The following is a 17,384-nucleotide window of genomic DNA, read 5'->3' on the forward strand; positions in this document are numbered from 1 at the left end:
TATGGGACACAAAATGATGGTCCGCCCCCTCCCTACCCCTGTTTCCGCCGGTTTGCTGCTGGCTGCACTTCTGCCGCTCGCCGCCTGCGGTGGCGGTTCCAAGGAGCGCCCCAAGGCTGATCTTGCCGCGTCCAAGGTGACGACGATCGGCGTCAACGCCTATCTGTGGCGGGCGACGCTCGACACGCTGTCCTTCATGCCGATGGTTCAGACGGATTCGAACGGCGGCGTGATCGTCACCGACTGGTACGCCAATCCGAACAGCCCCAATGAGCGGATGAAGCTGACCGTGTCGATCCTCGACCAGGATCTGCGCGCCGACGCTCTGCGCGTTGCGGCCAGCCGTCAGGTCAGCCAGGGGGGACAGTGGATCGACGCACCCGTCCAGGCCGCCACCGTCCAGAAGCTGGAAGAGATCATCCTGACCAAGGCCCGCGATCTGCGCCGCATGGCGATCGCCGGCTAAAGCCCTTCGTCCCTTTTCTGAAACCACGGGCTGGGCTTCGCAAAAGCTCGGCCCGAATGCATTTTGAGGATAGTTCATGCAGAGGCGCTTCAATCCGCTTGAGGCCGATGCCCGGTGGCAGGCCGCCTGGGACGAGAAGCAGACGTTCAAGGCGTCCGACAGCAGCGACAAGCCCCGCAGCTACGTGCTGGAGATGTTCCCCTATCCTTCCGGGCGCATCCATATCGGGCATGTGCGCAACTATTCGATGGGCGACGTGCTGGCACGGTTCCGGCGCATGACGGGGCACGAAGTGCTGCATCCGATGGGCTGGGATGCCTTCGGCATGCCGGCGGAAAATGCCGCGATGGAAAAGAAGGTCCATCCCGGCAAATGGACCTACGAGAATATCGCCAACATGAAGGCGCAGCTGAAAAAGCTGGGCTTTGCGCTGGACTGGAGCCGCGAGTTGGCGACCTGCCATCCCGACTATTACGGGCATGAGCAGGCGCTGTTTCTGGACATGCTGGAAGCGGGCCTCGTCTATCGCAAGGAGAGCGCGGTCAACTGGGACCCGGTCGACATGACCGTGCTGGCGAACGAGCAGGTGATCGACGGCAAGGGCTGGCGGTCCGGCGCGCCGGTCGAGAAGCGCAAATTGAGCCAGTGGTTCCTGAAGATCACGCAATTCGCCGACGATCTGCTCAGCGGTCTGAAGACGCTGGATCAGTGGCCTGAAAAGGTCCGGCTGATGCAGGAGAACTGGATCGGCAAGTCGGTCGGCCTGCAGTTCCGCTTCAAGCTGGATCAGGCGGTGGGCGGCATCGAGGAACTGGAGGTCTTCTCCACCCGGCCCGACACGATCTTCGGCGCAAGCTTCGCAGCGATCGCGGCGGACCATCCGATCGCGCTGGCGCTGGCGGAGAAGGACGCGGCGCTGCACGCCTTTGCCGAGGAATGCCGCCAGTCCGGCACCGCCGCGGCGGAGATCGAGACGCAGGAGAAGAAGGGCTATGACACCGGCCTGTCGGTGATCCATCCTTTCACCGGCCGCAAGCTGCCGCTGTTCGTCGCGAACTTCGTGCTGATGGATTATGGCACCGGTGCGGTCATGGCGGTTCCGGGGCATGACCAGCGCGACCTCGACTTCGCGCGCAAATATATGCTGCCGGTCGAGCGGGTGGTCGCCGCCGAGGGCGATGAGGCCAAGGGCATCGCGGACGAGGCCTATACCGGCCCCGGCAAGCTGGTGAACTCCGACTTCCTCAATGGTTTGGGCGTCGAGGAAGCCAAAGCCGAGGTCATCCGCCGCGCCGAGGAGGGTGGTTGGGGCACCGGCACCACCGTCTTCCGCCTGCGCGACTGGGGCGTATCGCGCCAGCGCTATTGGGGAACGCCGATCCCGGTCATCCATTGCGAGGATTGCGGTCCGGTGGGCGTGCCCAAGGACCAGCTGCCCGTCGTGCTGCCCGAGGATGTCAGCTTCGACATTCCCGGCAACCCGCTTGACCGGCATCCGATCTGGAAGCATGTCGATTGCCCCAAGTGCGGCAAGGCGGCGCGGCGTGAGACGGACACGCTGGATACCTTCGCCGATTCCAGCTGGTACTTCATCCGCTTCGCCAGCCAGCCCAAGGACAAGCCGTTCGATCGCGCAACGGTCGAGAAATGGCTGCCGGTCGGCCAATATATCGGCGGCGTGGAACATGCGATCCTGCACCTGCTCTACGCCCGCTTCTGGACCCGTGCGCTGCAGCATATGGGGCAGATCGGCTTTGCCGAGCCGTTCACCGGCCTGTTCACCCAGGGCATGGTGACGCACGAGACATATAAGTCGCCCGAAGGCGCCTGGCTCGCCCCGCAGGATGTGGAGCGCAAGGGTGATGGCTTGGTCGTCATCGAAACGGGCGCACCGGTGACGGTCGGCCGCGTCGAGAAGATGTCCAAGTCGAAGAAGAATGTCGTCGATCCCGATGACATCATCGCCCAATATGGCGCGGACGCGGTGCGCTGGTTCATGCTGTCCGACAGCCCGCCGGAGCGCGACCTGCCCTGGACCGAAAGCGGGATCGAGGGCAGCTGGCGCTTCGTCAACCGCCTGTGGCGGCTGTTCGGGGAGGCCGACAAGGCTGCGGAGGGCGCCGAAAAGGCGATGGATCGCAAGCTGCACCAGACCATCGACGGCGTGGCGAAGGACATCGAGGCGCTGTCCTTCAACAAGGCGGTCGCGAAGATCTACGAACTCACCAACGCGGTGGAGAAAGCCAAGCCCTCGGCCAGCCGGACTGCGGCGATCCGGACGCTGGCGCTGCTGGTCGCGCCGATGATCCCGCATCTGGCCGAGGAAGCCTGGGCGGACATGGGCGAGGAGGGGCTGATTGCCGACGCCGCCTGGCCGCAGGTCGATCCGGCGCTGCTGGTGGAGGATGAGGTGACCATCGCCTGCCAGGTGATGGGCAAGCTGCGCGACACCATTACGGTACCCAAGGGCACGCCGAAAGATGAGCTGGAACGCCTCGCGCTTGCGGCGCCCAATGTGGTGCGCACGCTGGATGGGGCCAGCCCCAAGAAGATCATCGTGGTGCCGGACCGGCTGGTGAATTTGGTGATCTAGTGGAAACGCCCGGGGGGGCTGAGCGGAGTGAAGTGGCTTCGCTGACGCTCAGCCTTGCCCTTCGACAAGCTCAGGGCGAACGGATATAGGACGGTCGATGAAGCGCATTTTGCCCCTGATTGGTTTCGCATGTCTCCTTTCCGCCTGCGGCCTTCGTCCGGTCTATGGCGGCGGCACTCATGGCGCGGTGGCGCAGGCGCTGGGGAATGTCGAGATCGCTCCCATCGAGGGCAAGGGCGGTTGGCTGGTACGCAACGCGCTCAATGACCGCTTGTCGGCGATGAGCGGTTCGGGCGTCAGCTACCGGCTGGTGGTGAAGCTGGACGATCAGATCAGCGGCCTTGGTCTGCGTTCGGACGCCGCCATCACGCGGGAGCGGCGGACGCTGCGCGCGCGCTATCAGCTGATCGACGCTGCGACCGGCACGCAGATGCTGGACGACACCGCCGGATCGGACGTCGGCATCGACGTGGTGTCCAGCGAATATGCGACGATCGCGGCCGAAGATACAGCGCTGGAGCGGCTGTCGGGCACGATCGCGGACCAGATCGTCGCGCGGCTGGCGCTGTTCGCGACGCGGGAAAAGACGCGTTGAAGGCAAGCCGCGGCCAGATCGAAAAGGCGCTCGACGCGCCGCCGGCCGACCTTCGTTTCTTCCTGCTTTACGGCCCTGACGAGGCGGGCAGCGCGGTGCTGGCCAAAAGGCTGGAGCGCGCCATGGGACCCGAGGCGGAGCGGATCGACCTGGATGGATCGACCTTGCGCGATGATCCGGCGCGACTGGCGGATGAAGCGGCGTCCTTCTCCATGTTCGGTGACAGGCGCTGGATCAGGATCAACGGCATGGGCGATGAATCGCTTCCCGCTCTCGCCGCGCTGCTGGAGGCGGAAGCGGCGGGCAATCCCGTTATCGCCACGGCAGGCGCGCTCAAGCCCGCCTCGAAGCTGTTGAAGCTGGCACTGGAGGATAAGCGGGTGATGGCCTTCGCCTCCTACCAGCCCGATGCGCGGGAGGCGGAACAGATCGCCATCGGCATCGCACGGGAAGGAGGGCTTCGCCTCTCGTCCGATCTCGGCCGCCGCATTGCGGACCTCGCCAATGGCGACCGAACGCTGATGGCGGGCGAGGTGGAGAAGCTGATCCTCTATCTCGATGCCGCGCCTGACCGGCCGCGCGATGCGACCGAGGAGGCGCTGGATGCACTATCGGCTGACAATCCGGACTCGGACGCCGCCCCGCTGGTGAACGCCGTGCTCGGGGGTGATCTGCGGGCGATGCATCGGGAATTGGGCCGTCTCGCCGAAGCGGGCACGGCCATGGCGGCGGTGCTGCGCCCGCTGCTGACGCGTGCCATGCTGATCGCCACCATTAGGGCAGGTTTCGACAAGAGCGGTCGGCTGGAAGGCGCCGTCGAGGCGGCCGGCAAGGCGGTCTTCTGGAAGGAAAAGGGCATCGTCACGCGGCAGGTGCGGATATGGGACGCGGCCGGCATCGCGCGCGTCCTCCAGCGGCTTGCCCAGGCGGAGCGGGCGAGCCGGTCGGGCAGGGGGCTGGGGGACCTTCTGGTTCGCCACGAACTGCTGGCGATCGCCCGTCAGGCGGCGCGCGAACGCTGATCCTAAGCGCTTGATCGGACGGGGCGCCATCGCCATATTGCGCCCATGGACAAGCTCAACCTGACCGACGCCCAATGGCGCGAGCGCCTTTCCCCGGAAGAGTTTCATGTCCTGCGCGAAGGCGGGACGGAGCGGGCGTTCACCGGCAAATACAATAGTAACAAGGCTGACGGCATCTATTATTGCGCCGGCTGCGGGGCCGAGCTGTTCGACGCCGAGGAAAAATATGACAGCGGGTCGGGCTGGCCCAGCTTCACCGCCCCGGTCGATATCGACGCGGTGGACGAGATCCGCGACACCAGCCACGGCATGATCCGCACCGAGGTGCGCTGTGCCAAGTGCGACGGCCATCTCGGCCATGTCTTCCCCGACGGGCCGGGCATCAACGGCTTGCGCTATTGCATGAACAGCGCGTCGCTGGATTTCAAGCCGCGCGACGACGTTGAATAATCATTCATCGCCGGTAAAGCGTCCTTTCCCTTGAGAAACGGGGGCGTGGTCCGTATCCGCTGGCCGCACCTTCCTTTCTAGCGCAAATCCGGGCGAACCATGGCACGATCAGGCAAGAGCAGCGAACCGCGTGGCAGGGCGAAGCGATGGCTGTTCCGGGGGCTGAAGATCGGCCTTGTCGGCGCGCTGAGCGCGGTGATCGCCGTGGTGGTGGCGGTGGTGATCGCCTATCAGTCGCTGCCTGATTATCAGTCGCTCAAATCCTCTCCCAATGGGCAGATGATCCGCGTCCATGCCGCCGACGGCAGCGTCATCGTATCCCTGGGGCCGAGCTTTGGCCGTTGGCTGAGCTATGAGCAGATCCCGACCGTGATGGTCGACGCCATGATCTCGACCGAGGACAAGCGCTATTATCTGCACCCCGGCGTCGATCCGATCGGCATGGCCCGTGCGACCTGGGTGGCGCTGGAGAACCGGGGCAGGGGCAAGCGCTGGCAGGGCGCCTCCACCATCACCCAGCAGGTGACGCGCAACATCTTTCTCAACAACAGCTATAGCTGGGGCCGCAAGGTCAGGGAGATGGTGCTGGCGCTGGCGCTGGAGCGGAAATTTTCCAAGCGGCAAATCCTCGAGCTGTACCTCAACAAGGTCTATTTCGGCGGCGGCGCCTACGGCATCGACGCGGCGAGCCGCAAATTCTTCGGCCATCCCGCCACTGCGCTGAGCCTGCCGGAAGCCGCGATCATCGCTGGTCTGGTCAAGGCGCCGTCCAGCTATTCGCCGACCGCTGACGCGGAAGCGGCGATCGGCCGTGCCGGCGTGGTGCTGAACCTGATGCGGGAAAATGGCGTCATCAGCGCGGCGGAGCGGGCCAGCACCGATCTTCAGGACGTGAAGATGGCGCCCGAACCGCGCCAGAACAGCGTCCGCTATTTCACCGACTGGGCCCTGCCGCAGCTGGACACCTTGATCGACGAACCGAACGAGCCGCTGGAAGTCTATACGACGATCGACCTTGGCATGCAGAAGGCGGCGACGGCGGCGATCCAGGCCAATGTACCGCCGGGCACGCAGGGGGCGATGGTGTCGCTGGACCGCGACGGGGCGGTGCGGGCGATGGTTGGCGGGCTCGACTATGTGAGTTCCAACTATAATCGCGCGACCACCGCGACGCGTCAGCCTGGGTCCGCGTGGAAGATTTTCGTCTATATGGCGGCGCTGGAGGCGGGCTACACGCCCGATACGGGGGTCACGGACAAGCCGGTGACGATCAATGGCTGGAGCCCGCGCAACAGCAGTGGCCGTTATTCGGGCGAGATCGATATCCGCACCGCTTTCGCCTATTCGATCAACACGGTGGCGGCGCAATTGGGCGTCGAAGTCGGTTTCCCCACGGTCGCCGATATGGCGCGGCGCTTCGGCATCAGCACGCCGATCAACACGCATCCCTCCATGGTGCTGGGTACGTCGGATGTCCGCCTGATCGACATGACCCGCGCCTTCGCCTCGATCGCGCGCAAGGGCGTGGCGGTGAGCCCCTATGGCATTACCAAGGTGACGACCGCCGACGGCCGGTTGCTCTACGAACATCAGGATGACACCAGCCGCGTGCTGGTGGCGCCCTGGGTCGCGGCCGGCATGACCGACCTCATGCAGACTGCGGTGAGCACCGGCACGGGCCGTGCCGCCCAGATCGGTCGCCCGGTGGCTGGCAAGACCGGTACGACCAGCAGCAACAAGGATGGCTGGTTCCTGGGCTTCTCCAGCGGGATTACGACGGGCGTCTGGATGGGGCGTGACGATGCCCGTCCCGTCGGCGTGCTGCAGGGCGGCCGCGCGCCGGCGCGGGCTTTTGCCGACTATATGAAGGTGGCGGTCGCGCGGCGGCCGGTCGAGCAGTTCGAAACCGAGGTGACGCTGCCCGAGTGGCAGCTGGAGCCGGATGAGGAGGCTTATTACGGCCAGCCCGACAATGGCGCCGACAGCGGTATGATGGTCGATGAAAACGGCATGCCGGTCGAGCGTGCGCGCCCTGCTCCGGATGAGGAGGATAGCGCCGATGAGGACCAGCAGCAGGAGGCGCCCGATCCGGCCGACCGGCCGCAAGCGCCGCGCCTCGACCAGCGCTGGATCGACAATGTGCTCGGCCGTCCCTCACGCCAGCAGCAGCCGCATTGACCTTCAGCCGGCCGCCGCGGCGAGGCGCGGCCGGACCAGAAGGCCGGTGTCGGGCAGGATGAAGTCTACCTTGCCCCTGCCGAAGTCGATGGCCACCCTGTCGAATGTCCGCAGCGCGGAAATGCCGAGCAGCAGGGCAGGCTTGTCGCCCAGCTTCAGCTCGCGGAACGGCTGCGCATCGGCGAACATGACCGGCGTGTCGGTCAGCGTCACCGGACCCATGCGGACGCGGTCTATAAGGCCCCATTGGCCCGTCAGTGTCTCTCCCGTCACGCTGGTCATGCTGACCTGATTCAGCGTGGGCGCGCGCTTCTTGCGCACCAGCCGGTTCATCAGAGCCATGTTGCCGACGCTCAGCGACGTGCCGGTGTCCAGGATGATGTTGACCGTCATGCCGTTGACATCGGAATCGAGCAGGATCAGCTGGCCCTTGCGGCGGCGCGCCTCGACAATGATCGCGTTTGGATCGCGCCAAGCCTTGCGGCTGTTGGCGATCTCCATGCGGCCGGTCCGGAAATTCAGCAGCAGGCGTTTGGCGTGAAGTCCGTCAAGGCCAAGCAAGCCGGCGGCGCCCAGATGCTGGCCCTCCAGCACCGGGGCTTCAATGCCATCGACGGTGGACGCGCCGAAGTCGAGACGCGGCACCGCCACCGTCTGCGTCGCGGACCGGCCGGTCATGCTCACGACGACGACTTGCCGGCGCGGTGGGAGGCCCAGCCGCTCGGCCAGGTCGCGAGAGATGACGGTGCGCTGCGATCCGGTGTCGACGACGAAGTTCCACGGCCCGCGCCCGTCGATATGGACGGCTATGGTGAGGCGATTGTCGGGCGTCGATGTCGTTCGGACGACGGCGGGGGGCTGCGCTGGACCGAGCGACCGGCCTTGGTCGGGCCGAGCCATGGCAGCGGAGCTCATCATTGCGACCGCGGTGACCAGAGTGGTGCTCAGGCGTCCCATCTCCCCATCCTTCCGGTTGGTGACGCCTGTTCATACCATGCTGAAGCAGTTCCGGTCCATCGCCGGCAATAGGGCGTACACCCGCAACTTTCTACCGGACGAGGCAGACGTCGTGCCTTGACTTGTTCTGCCGCCGCCCGCTAAACGCCGAATATTCTATCCCGCCCGTCCGGCGCGGGACGTTCCCGAGGCACTGCCGGGCCACATTTCCCCACCTCTTCGTTCATCCTCCACTCCATCGGACTTCACCGCGAATGCACCTTAAGGATCTCAAGAAAAAAGCGCCTGCCGACCTCGTCACCATGGCGGAAGAATTGGGCGTCGAAGGCGCCTCGACCTTGCGCAAGCAGGACCTGATGTTCGCGATCCTGAAGGCCGAGGCCGAAAATGGCGAGCAGATCATGGGTGAGGGCACGATCGAGGTGCTGCCGGACGGCTTCGGCTTCCTGCGTAGCCCGGAAGCGAACTTCCTCGCCGGACCGGACGACATCTATGTCTCGCCAAATCAGGTCCGCAAGTTCGGCCTGCGCACCGGCGACACGGTTGAGGGCGAAATCCGCGCGCCCAAGGATGGCGAGCGTTACTTCGCGCTGACGCGGTTGATGTCGGTCAATTTCGATGATCCCGACGTCGTCCGCCATCGCGTCAATTTCGATAACCTGACGCCGCTCTATCCGACGCAGAAGCTGGTGCTGGATACGCTCGACCCGACCGTCAAGGACAAGTCGGCGCGCGTCATCGACATCGTCTCGCCGCAAGGCAAGGGCCAGCGCGCGCTGATCGTCGCGCCGCCGCGTACGGGTAAGACGGTTCTGCTCCAGAATATCGCCAAGGCGATCACCGACAATCATCCCGAAGTCTTCCTGATCGTCCTGCTGATCGACGAGCGTCCGGAAGAAGTCACCGACATGCAGCGCAGCGTGAAGGGCGAGGTCGTCTCCTCCACCTTCGACGAACCGGCGCAGCGGCACGTCCAAGTCGCCGAAATGGTTATCGAGAAGGCCAAGCGCCTCGTGGAACATAAAAAGGATGTGGTGATCCTGCTCGACTCGATCACCCGCCTCGGCCGCGCATACAACACCGTCGTGCCCTCTTCGGGCAAGGTGCTGACCGGCGGCGTGGACGCGAATGCGCTCCAGCGTCCCAAGCGCTTCTTCGGTGCCGCGCGCAATATCGAGGAGGGCGGCTCGCTCTCGATCATTGCCACCGCGCTGATCGACACCGGCAGCCGCATGGACGAGGTTATTTTCGAAGAGTTCAAGGGCACCGGCAATTCGGAAATCGTGCTGGATCGCAAGGTGGCGGACAAGCGCATCTTCCCGGCGCTGGATGTTGGCAAGTCGGGCACCCGCAAGGAAGAACTGCTGGTCGACAAGGCCAAGCTCTCCAAGATGTGGGTGCTGCGCCGTATCCTGATGCAGATGGGCACGGTCGATGCGATGGAATTCCTGCTCGACAAGATGAAGGATTCCAAGACCAACGAGGATTTCTTCGATTCGATGAACCAGTAAGCGTCGCAGCGGTTTGCGGTTCGACAATGCCGGACCGCAGACCGCTTCCTGCCTTGCTGTGCTCACCATCCTGTCGGGCGACCTGACGGGAAATCGCCATAAGGGGATGTCAGGCCGTCATGCTCGACCTTTTCACCACCGCTGCCGCCGCTGCCCAGGGACTGGGTTCGCCCGCCGACATCTGGTCGCACATCGTCAATGATTTCAGCAACATCGGTACACCCGCGGCTTTAGCGGCCTTCGGGCAGGTGCTGATGATCGACGTATTGCTCGCGGGCGACAACGCCATCGTAGTCGGTGCGCTCGCCGCCGGCTTGCCGGTACAGCAGCGGCAGCGTGTCATCATGATCGGCATCATCGCCGCCCTGGTGCTGCGCATCGCGTTCGCGCTGGTCGTGACCCAATTGATGCAGATCGTCGGCCTGATCCTCGCGGGCGGCCTGCTCCTGCTATGGGTCGCGTTCAAGATGTGGCGCGAACTCCATCCCAAGCGGGGTGGAGAGACGGCCGACCCCAGCGATGACGACATCTCAGGCCTGCGCCCCGCCAAGAGCTTCGCGGCGGCTGCGTGGGCGGTTGCAGTGGCCGACGTCTCCATGAGCCTGGACAATGTTCTGGCGGTTGCAGGGGCGGCCCGGGATCATCCCGGCATCCTCATCATCGGCCTGATCCTGTCGGTGGCCCTGATGGGCGTCGCGGCCAACATCATCGCCAAATATATCGAGCGGTTCCGCTGGATCGCCTATCTCGGTCTGGTCGTGATCCTCTATGTCGCGGTCAAGATGATCTATGACGGCTTTGTCGATCATCAGGTGGGCGTACTGACGCTGTTCACCTGAACAGCATAGCGCCGGCGAATGTCTATCGCCGGCGCCATTAACAGGTTTGACCGAGGCTTAGGGGATCAGCAAAGTGGTCCCAACGGTCCGACGCGCCTCCAGGGCACGATGCGCCTCTGCCGCGTCGCTCAGAGCGAATCGCTGTCCGATCACCGCCTTCACCACGCCGCGCTCCATTCGGTCGAAAAGGCGCGCCGCGCAACGGGCTAGATCATCGGCAGTCGCGGTATAGTCCGCCAGCGTCGGACGCGTGACGAAGAGCGATCCGCGGCTGAGGTCGAGCAGGCTGACCGGCGGCACTGCCCCCGAAGCGTTGCCATAGCTCACCATCAACCCGCGACGCTTCAGAGAGGCGAGGGAAGCCGTCCAGCTATCCTTGCCCACTCCGTCATAGACAACCTCGACGCCCTGGCCACTGGTGATCTCCCGCACCTGGGCCGCCAGCGCCTCAAGACTGCCGTGCAGACTATGGTCCGCATCGACCCGCGCCGCCTTTTCCGCCGACCCGCTATGCGCGATGACGATCACGCCCTTGTCGCGGAGCCAAGGCACCAGGACTGATCCGACCCCGCCGGCAGCCGCATGGACGAGCGCCGTCTGCCCTGCTTCGAGGCGAAGGCAATCCTCTGCAAGGTAGCAGGCCGTCATGCCCTTCAGCATCATGGCCGCAGCGTCTTCCGTGCTGACTGCCGCACTGAGCTTGACGACCCGGTCGGCCGGCACGACGCGGTGGGTGGCATAGGCGCCAAGACCGGCGACGCAGCCGACCCGGTCCCCGACCTTGATATTCGAAACAGCCGAACCAACCCCGATGACGGTGCCGGCCCCTTCCGACCCCAAGGGGATCGGGAGTGGGGCAGGGTAGAGGCCGCTGCGGTAATAGGTGTCGACATAATTCAGGCCGACTGCCTCCTGCGCGATAAGCACTTCGCTGTGCGCGGGCTCGCCCGGCTCGAACGGCTCCCGGGCAATGACCTCCGGACCGCCATGGGTTCGTGCGACCATGCGCCAGGCGTCAACCACCATGTTGCTCCTCAAAGATGTGCCGCGAAAAACTCGGCCGTGCGGCGATCCGCAAGCTGGGCAGCATCCTCGACACGGCGTTTACCCGTTTCGGCTGCGAAACCATGGTCCAGCCCCTCATAATCGTACAGCGTGACATGACCATTATCCTTCAGGCCATCATGCATCTTCTTCTGAACGTCCGCAGGCACGAACCCGTCGGCGGTAGGGATGTGCAGCAGAACCGGCTTGCCGATCGCATGTTGCTCGCCCAGAAGATTGTCGATCCCCACGCCATAATAGCCGACGAAAGCATCGCCGTCCGTCCGGCAGGCCGACATGAAAGCCAGTCGGCCGCCCAGGCAATAGCCTACCAGCCCAATCTTGCCGGCGCCGCCCAGTTCCGCCCGCGCGGCCTTGATGGTCGCCTCGATGTCGCGGATACCCTGATCCTGATCGAACTTCCCCATATGGCCGATCGCCTGCTCAAACTGCTCCGGCACGTCAGCATCCAATTCGATGCCGGGCCTTTCCCGCCAGAACAGATCAGGTGCCAAAGCGAGATATCCAGCGGCTGCCCAGTTGTCGCACTTCCGCCGAATGCCTTCATTGACGCCGAAGATCTCCTGAATCACGATGATGGCCGCTTTAGGACCGCCATCCGGAAGCGCGACATATGCGGTGAACTCACCATCATCTTCCAATGTGGCGATGGGCTTATATTCGGACATCGGTGATCCTTTCCGTTGCTCTTCTGGTTCAGGACGTCATCATGGGGCGGGCCGGGCACCTGCGCAATCATGGTTTGGCGTCCGCAAAAAATTTGCCTTTTTCTGCGAGGATGCGCCATGACAGGTGATGAACAGGAACAAGGGCGAGTAAGATGAAAGTCAGCGTAGACGTCGACTGTACCCCGGCAGAGGCTCGGGCTTTCCTGGGCTTGCCCGATGTTACCCCGATACACGACAAATATGTGAAGACCGTTCTGGACAGTTTCGACGGTGTCGCGAATGTCGAGCAGATGGAAACGTTGTTCAAGAGCTTTTCGCCCTTGGGCGATGCGGGTATGCGATTGTTCCGGCAGATGATGGACCTAGGGCTGGCCGGAATGAGCGGCAAGTCGGACAGCAAGAACCCAGGCTGAGCGCGCGCTGAGGCTGAGTTGAGCGATACAATCTTCGCCCTTTCCAGTGGTTCGCCCCCGGCTGGCATCGGTGTCCTGCGCATCAGCGGTCCGGCAGCGGCGGCAGCGCTTCAGGCTCTCGCGGGTGCCATGCCGCCTCCGCGCGTTGCAAAGCTCAGGCTGCTCCGTCATCCATCTGACGCCGCGCCGCTCGACCGTGCGCTGATCTTGTGGTTTCCCGGGCCGGCCACGGTCACCGGCGAGGATCTGGCGGAACTTCATTGTCATGGCGGGCGGGCCGTGATCGTGGCGGTGGAGGAAGCATTAGCCGGGCTTTCCGGCCTGCGCAGAGCTGAAGCTGGGGAATTCACCCGACGCGCGTTCCTCAACGGTAAGATGGACCTGAATGCCGTCGAAGGTCTGGCGGACCTTCTGGCGGCGGAGACGCAGCAGCAGCGCCGGACCGCCCTGCTGATGACAGAGGGGCATTTCTCCCGCCGTTTGGAAAACTGGCGGCTGCGTCTGCTGCAGGTTTCCGCAATGGCGGAGGCAGCGCTGGACTTTTCCGATGAGGATGATGTGCCGGACGGGTCGATCGAAGAACGGATTAAGGACGGGATCAGGGAGCTGGCCGAGGAGGTGGCAGCGATCCGGTCAGCCCCTTCGGCTGAGCGTCTGCGCGATGGAATCCGTGTGGTACTGGCGGGTCCGCCCAATGCGGGCAAATCGACCCTGCTCAACCGCCTGGTCGGCAGAGAGGCTGCCATCGTGTCTGACATAGCCGGTACCACGCGCGATCGGGTTGAGGTGCCAGCCTCACTCAACGGCACGGCCTATCTTTTCACCGATACGGCTGGCCTCCGAGATGAAACGGGCGATCGGATAGAGGCGATTGGAATGGACCGCGCGCGCGATGCGCTCGCGGCGGCTGACATCATCCTCTGGCTCGGTCCGGCTGAGGCTCTGCCCCGCGCGGATGCCATTCTTCTGGCGGCGCAAAGCGATCGTCCGTCTGCCGCTCGGGCAGGTCTTCGGATCTCGGCGCATTCGGGCGAGGGGATGGATGAACTAGTTGCTCTGCTGGGAGAGAGGGCCGGGGCTCTCCTGCCGGGGGAGGGGGAGTATGCATTGCACCGGCGACAGCGCGAGGGGGCTGAGGCTTTGGAGCAGCATCTGAAGCACGCTGGCGACACGAGCGATCTGCTGGTCACTGCTGAGGAGCTGCGGCAAAGTCGGCAGGTGATCGACCAGCTTACCGGCCAAGCCGGCACTGAAGATATGCTCGACCATCTGTTCGCGGGCTTCTGCATCGGCAAATAGCATGTTCCACGTGGAACAGTTTTGACGCCCCCTGCCCTCTTCTGATAAGGGCACGCTATGCGAACAAGCTATGATGTGATCGTGGTCGGTGGGGGCCATGCCGGTTGCGAGGCGGCGGCTGCTGCCGCGCGCAAGGGTGCCACTGTCGCGCTGCTCACCTTTTCCAAAGCCACCGTGGGCGCGATGTCGTGCAATCCTGCCATAGGTGGATTGGGCAAGGGCCATTTGGTGCGCGAGGTCGACGCGCTGGACGGCCTGATCGCGCGAGGCGCTGACGCCGCAGCGATCCATCACCGGATGCTGAACAGTAGCAAGGGCGCAGCGGTTCAAGGCCCGCGTATCCAGGCTGACCGGAAATATTATCGCGCAGAAATTCACCGGCTGCTCGATGTTCAGCAGGGTCTGGACATTGTCGAAGGCGAAGCGGCGGCGCTGATGCTGGCGGGTGATGCGATTGCCGGGGTTCGGCTCGCGGACGGCCGTACGCTGGGAGCCAGGGCTCTTGTCCTTGCCACCGGAACATTCCTGGGAGGCAAACTCTTCCGCGGTGAGGAAACGGAGGCTGGGGGCCGAACCGGAGAACGGGCGGCTACGGAACTGGGCAGGCAGTTGCGCGAACTGGGCCTGCCTATCGCGCGACTCAAGACCGGAACGCCCCCGCGCTTGGACGGGCGGACGATCGACTGGGCCCGACTTGAAGAGCAGCCTTCCGATGGCGGCGCTTGGAGGATGTCTGCGCTGACGCAGCGCCGAATATTGCCGCAACTAAGCTGCGCCATCACGCGCACGAATGAGCGGTCTCATGCGATCATCCGGGAGGGGCTAGGAAGATCACCTCTGTTCAGCGGAGCAATCGAGGGGCGCGGGCCGCGCTATTGTCCCTCCATCGAGGATAAGGTGCTGCGGTTCGGGGACCGAGATGGCCACCAGATATTTCTCGAGCCCGAAGGGCTTGAAACGCATCTGGTTTATCCCAACGGCATCAGCACATCGTTGCCGGCAGACGTCCAGCGCGAGATGGTCCGGTCGATGGAGGGGCTGGAACAGGTGGAGATCGTGGTGCCCGGCTATGCGGTCGAATATGATCATGTCGATCCGCGGGCACTCGACAGCAGTCTGGAAACGCGCGCCATCACGGGATTGTTCTGCGCCGGTCAGATCAACGGCACGACCGGCTATGAGGAAGCTGCGGCCCAGGGGCTTGTCGCCGGCGCCAATGCAGCGGCCTGTGCGCTTGGCGACGCGCCGCTCATCCTCGATCGTGCCAGCAGTTATATCGGGGTGATGATCGACGATCTTGTCCTGCAGGGCGTCACTGAACCCTACCGAATGCTGACTGCGCGAGCGGAATATCGTCTGCGGCTGCGGGCGGACAATGCCGGCACGCGGCTCGGAGTGTTAGGCGAGGAGCATGGCTTGATTGGCGCTGAGCGGCGAGCCCATTATCAGCGCCGCGCCGCTGGCCGGGAAAGGGTGAGTAGCGATCTGGAGCAACAGCTTTCGGCGACAGAAATGGCCAAGGCGGGCGCGGCGGTGCGGCAGGATGGCGCTCGACGCAGCTTGTTTGAATGGGCGCGCTTTCCTGAAGTGAGCCAGGAACTGCTTCTCGCTCTCGCTCCTTCCTTACGCAGCGTGGATGAGGATCTGGGCCGCGAAATTTTGGAGGATGCCCGTTACGCCCCCTATCTTGAACGGCAGGAGGCGGAGATCAATGAACTGCGCCGCAATGAACGCGTCCTCATTCCAGCCGACTTCGCCTACGAGAGTGTCGGCGGACTATCCAACGAGATGGTAGAGCGCTTCAATGCTGCACGGCCGGAAAGCTTGGCAGCGGCTGGGCGCATCAGGGGTGTGACGCCCGCCGCGCTGGCCGCTGTCCTTGTGCATATTCGCCGGAAGGCCGCATGACCGAAGAGGAAGCGAAGGGGTGGCTGCAGACGCATTTCGATGTTCCACGTGAAACATGGGAGGGGCTGGAGGCTTATGTGGCGATGTTGCTGGCCGAAATGGACCAGCAAAATCTGATTGCCGAGTCGACGCGTACGCATGTCTGGGCGCGCCATATCGTTGATTCCGCGCAGCTCGTGACGATGGCGAGAGGGGCGCGCGAGGGGCAATGGATCGACCTCGGTTCGGGCGCTGGCCTGCCCGGGATCGTCATTGCTCTCCTCACAAAGCGGCCTGTGGTGATGGTGGAAAGCAGGCGCAAGAGGGTCGATTTTTTGAACGGGGTCATTAGCCGGCTCTCTTTACCGCATGCTTCTGTTTTCGCCGGCAGGGTGGAGACGGTACCAGCCGCCGCAGCGGCGGTAATCAGTGCCCGCGCCTACGCGCCTTTGCCCAAATTGCTCAGTTCCGCAGTCCACCTCAGCGACCTCAATAGCTTATGGGTGCTGCCAAAGGGGCGAAATGCGCATAATGAGCTGGAGGTCGCGCGGACATCATGGCAAGGTGTGTTCCACGTGGAACGCAGTATCACTGATCCGGAGAGCGCGATTATCGTGGCGACAGGCGTGAGATCTGCAAGGGGGAAGGTTCAGGGATGATCCGTATCGCCATTGCCAATCAGAAAGGCGGCGTGGGGAAGACCACCACCGCAATCAATCTGGCGACGGGTTTGGCGGCCACTGGCCTGCGCGTGCTGCTCGTCGACCTCGACCCGCAAGGCAACGCGTCGACTGGGTTGGGGGTTAACCAGCCCGATCGTATCCGTTCAAGCTATGACCTGCTGGTGGGGAATTGCGCGCTGGAGGACGCGGTCATCGCAACACGGGTGCCCAAGCTCGATATCGTGCCGGCGACCCAGGATCTGTCCGGCGCGGAGATCGAGTTGATCGAATATGAGGAGCGCACCCACCGTCTGGAACGTGTCCTTGCCGAAGCGCAGCCCGGCCGATGGGATATTTGCCTCGTGGATTGCCCTCCTTCGCTGGGCCTGCTGACGATCAACGCGTTGGTCGGTGCGCAATCCTTGATCGTGCCGCTACAATGCGAATTTTTCGCGTTAGAGGGCCTGTCCCAATTGCTCCAAACCGTCGAGCGCATCCGCGGCCGATTCAACCCGGGATTGTCGATCATGGGCGTGGCTCTGACGATGTATGATCGCAGGAACCGGCTGACGGACCAGGTAGCCGACGACGTTCGCGCATGCCTTGGCGATCTTGTTTTCTCCACTGTTATCCCGCGCAATGTGCGTCTGTCCGAAGCGCCTAGCCATGGCGTGCCGGCGTTGATCTATGACTTCCGCTGTTCCGGATCGGAAGCCTATATGCGTTTGGCGCGTGAATTGATCGCGCGCCTTCCCCGTCAGGAGGCCGCTGCTTGAGTA

At 63.9% G+C, this 17,384-nt stretch carries 16 protein-coding genes; 13 read left to right on the plus strand and 3 right to left on the minus strand.

Features of this window, described 5'->3' with window-relative positions; translation table 11 throughout:
* Positions 1-16 precede the first annotated feature (16 nt).
* The 6 genes from L858_RS0113255 to L858_RS0113280 all read left to right on the plus strand — a co-directional run bounded on the left by L858_RS0113255 (position 17) and on the right by L858_RS0113280 (position 7,304).
* On the plus strand, positions 17-466 hold the full coding sequence (locus L858_RS0113255; RefSeq protein WP_028056108.1) for a DUF3576 domain-containing protein: 450 nt from the start codon (positions 17-19) through the stop codon (positions 464-466).
* Positions 467-542: 76 nt separating this feature from the next.
* Positions 543-3,059, plus strand: a complete 2,517-nt coding sequence (leuS, locus tag L858_RS0113260) for a leucine--tRNA ligase (RefSeq protein WP_022683638.1) — start codon at positions 543-545, stop codon at positions 3,057-3,059.
* Positions 3,060-3,156: 97 nt separating this feature from the next.
* Entirely contained in the window at positions 3,157-3,654 is a 498-nt protein-coding gene (lptE, locus tag L858_RS0113265; RefSeq protein ID WP_022683639.1) for an LPS assembly lipoprotein LptE, read from the plus strand.
* Positions 3,651-4,676, plus strand: a complete 1,026-nt coding sequence (gene holA / locus L858_RS0113270; RefSeq protein ID WP_022683640.1) for a DNA polymerase III subunit delta — start codon at positions 3,651-3,653, stop codon at positions 4,674-4,676. The genes lptE and holA overlap by 4 nt, the downstream gene beginning before the upstream one ends.
* Positions 4,677-4,721: 45 nt before the next feature.
* Positions 4,722-5,126 carry a peptide-methionine (R)-S-oxide reductase MsrB gene (gene msrB / locus L858_RS0113275; protein WP_022683641.1) on the plus strand — a complete coding sequence of 135 codons (405 nt, stop codon included), beginning with the start codon at positions 4,722-4,724 and terminating at the stop codon, positions 5,124-5,126.
* 99 nt (positions 5,127-5,225) lie between these two features.
* Positions 5,226-7,304: a transglycosylase domain-containing protein gene (locus tag L858_RS0113280; RefSeq protein WP_022683642.1), complete on the plus strand. Its 2,079-nt coding sequence runs from the start codon at positions 5,226-5,228 to the stop codon at positions 7,302-7,304.
* Positions 7,305-7,307: 3 nt separating this feature from the next.
* On the opposite strand, the gene L858_RS0113285 is transcribed toward L858_RS0113280, so the two are convergent.
* Complete coding sequence (locus L858_RS0113285; RefSeq protein WP_022683643.1) at positions 7,308-8,261, minus strand: retroviral-like aspartic protease family protein; 954 nt, start codon at positions 8,259-8,261, stop codon at positions 7,308-7,310.
* A 254-nt stretch (positions 8,262-8,515) separates the two neighbouring features.
* Between L858_RS0113285 and rho the strand changes: the two genes are divergently transcribed.
* Positions 8,516-9,772, plus strand: coding sequence for a transcription termination factor Rho (rho, locus tag L858_RS0113290; RefSeq protein WP_022683644.1), 1,257 nt, complete (start codon positions 8,516-8,518; stop codon positions 9,770-9,772).
* 119 nt (positions 9,773-9,891) lie between these two features.
* On the plus strand, positions 9,892-10,611 hold the full coding sequence (locus L858_RS0113295; protein ID WP_022683645.1) for a YjbE family putative metal transport protein: 720 nt from the start codon (positions 9,892-9,894) through the stop codon (positions 10,609-10,611).
* A gap of 57 nt (positions 10,612-10,668) precedes the next feature.
* Here L858_RS0113295 and L858_RS0113300 read toward each other — a convergent pair whose 3' ends face one another.
* Positions 10,669-11,637, minus strand: a complete 969-nt coding sequence (locus L858_RS0113300; RefSeq protein ID WP_022683646.1) for a quinone oxidoreductase family protein — start codon at positions 11,635-11,637, stop codon at positions 10,669-10,671.
* An 8-nt stretch (positions 11,638-11,645) separates the two neighbouring features.
* Positions 11,646-12,344 (minus strand): dienelactone hydrolase family protein, encoded by a 699-nt coding sequence (locus L858_RS0113305; protein WP_022683647.1) that lies wholly within the window; start codon positions 12,342-12,344, stop codon positions 11,646-11,648.
* 152 nt (positions 12,345-12,496) lie between these two features.
* Here L858_RS0113305 and L858_RS0113310 point away from each other — a divergent pair, with 152 nt between their 5' ends.
* From L858_RS0113310 to L858_RS0113330, 5 genes are read left to right on the plus strand one after another with little or no spacing between them, the layout of a single operon-like run.
* Positions 12,497-12,757 (plus strand): DUF6489 family protein, encoded by a 261-nt coding sequence (locus tag L858_RS0113310; protein WP_022683648.1) that lies wholly within the window; start codon positions 12,497-12,499, stop codon positions 12,755-12,757.
* Between the two features lie 18 nt (positions 12,758-12,775).
* Entirely contained in the window at positions 12,776-14,056 is a 1,281-nt protein-coding gene (mnmE, locus tag L858_RS0113315; protein WP_022683649.1) for a tRNA uridine-5-carboxymethylaminomethyl(34) synthesis GTPase MnmE, read from the plus strand.
* 57 nt (positions 14,057-14,113) lie between these two features.
* On the plus strand, positions 14,114-15,964 hold the full coding sequence (gene mnmG / locus L858_RS0113320) for a tRNA uridine-5-carboxymethylaminomethyl(34) synthesis enzyme MnmG (RefSeq protein WP_022683650.1): 1,851 nt from the start codon (positions 14,114-14,116) through the stop codon (positions 15,962-15,964).
* On the plus strand, positions 15,961-16,602 hold the full coding sequence (rsmG, locus tag L858_RS0113325; protein ID WP_022683651.1) for a 16S rRNA (guanine(527)-N(7))-methyltransferase RsmG: 642 nt from the start codon (positions 15,961-15,963) through the stop codon (positions 16,600-16,602). The genes mnmG and rsmG overlap by 4 nt, the downstream gene beginning before the upstream one ends.
* Positions 16,599-17,381, plus strand: a complete 783-nt coding sequence (locus L858_RS0113330; protein WP_022683652.1) for a ParA family protein — start codon at positions 16,599-16,601, stop codon at positions 17,379-17,381. The genes rsmG and L858_RS0113330 overlap by 4 nt, the downstream gene beginning before the upstream one ends.
* The last annotated feature ends 3 nt before the right edge of the window (positions 17,382-17,384 follow it).

The sequence above is a fragment of the Sphingobium bisphenolivorans genome (assembly GCF_000412635.1).
Classification (GTDB): Bacteria; Pseudomonadota; Alphaproteobacteria; order Sphingomonadales; family Sphingomonadaceae; genus Sphingobium; species Sphingobium bisphenolivorans.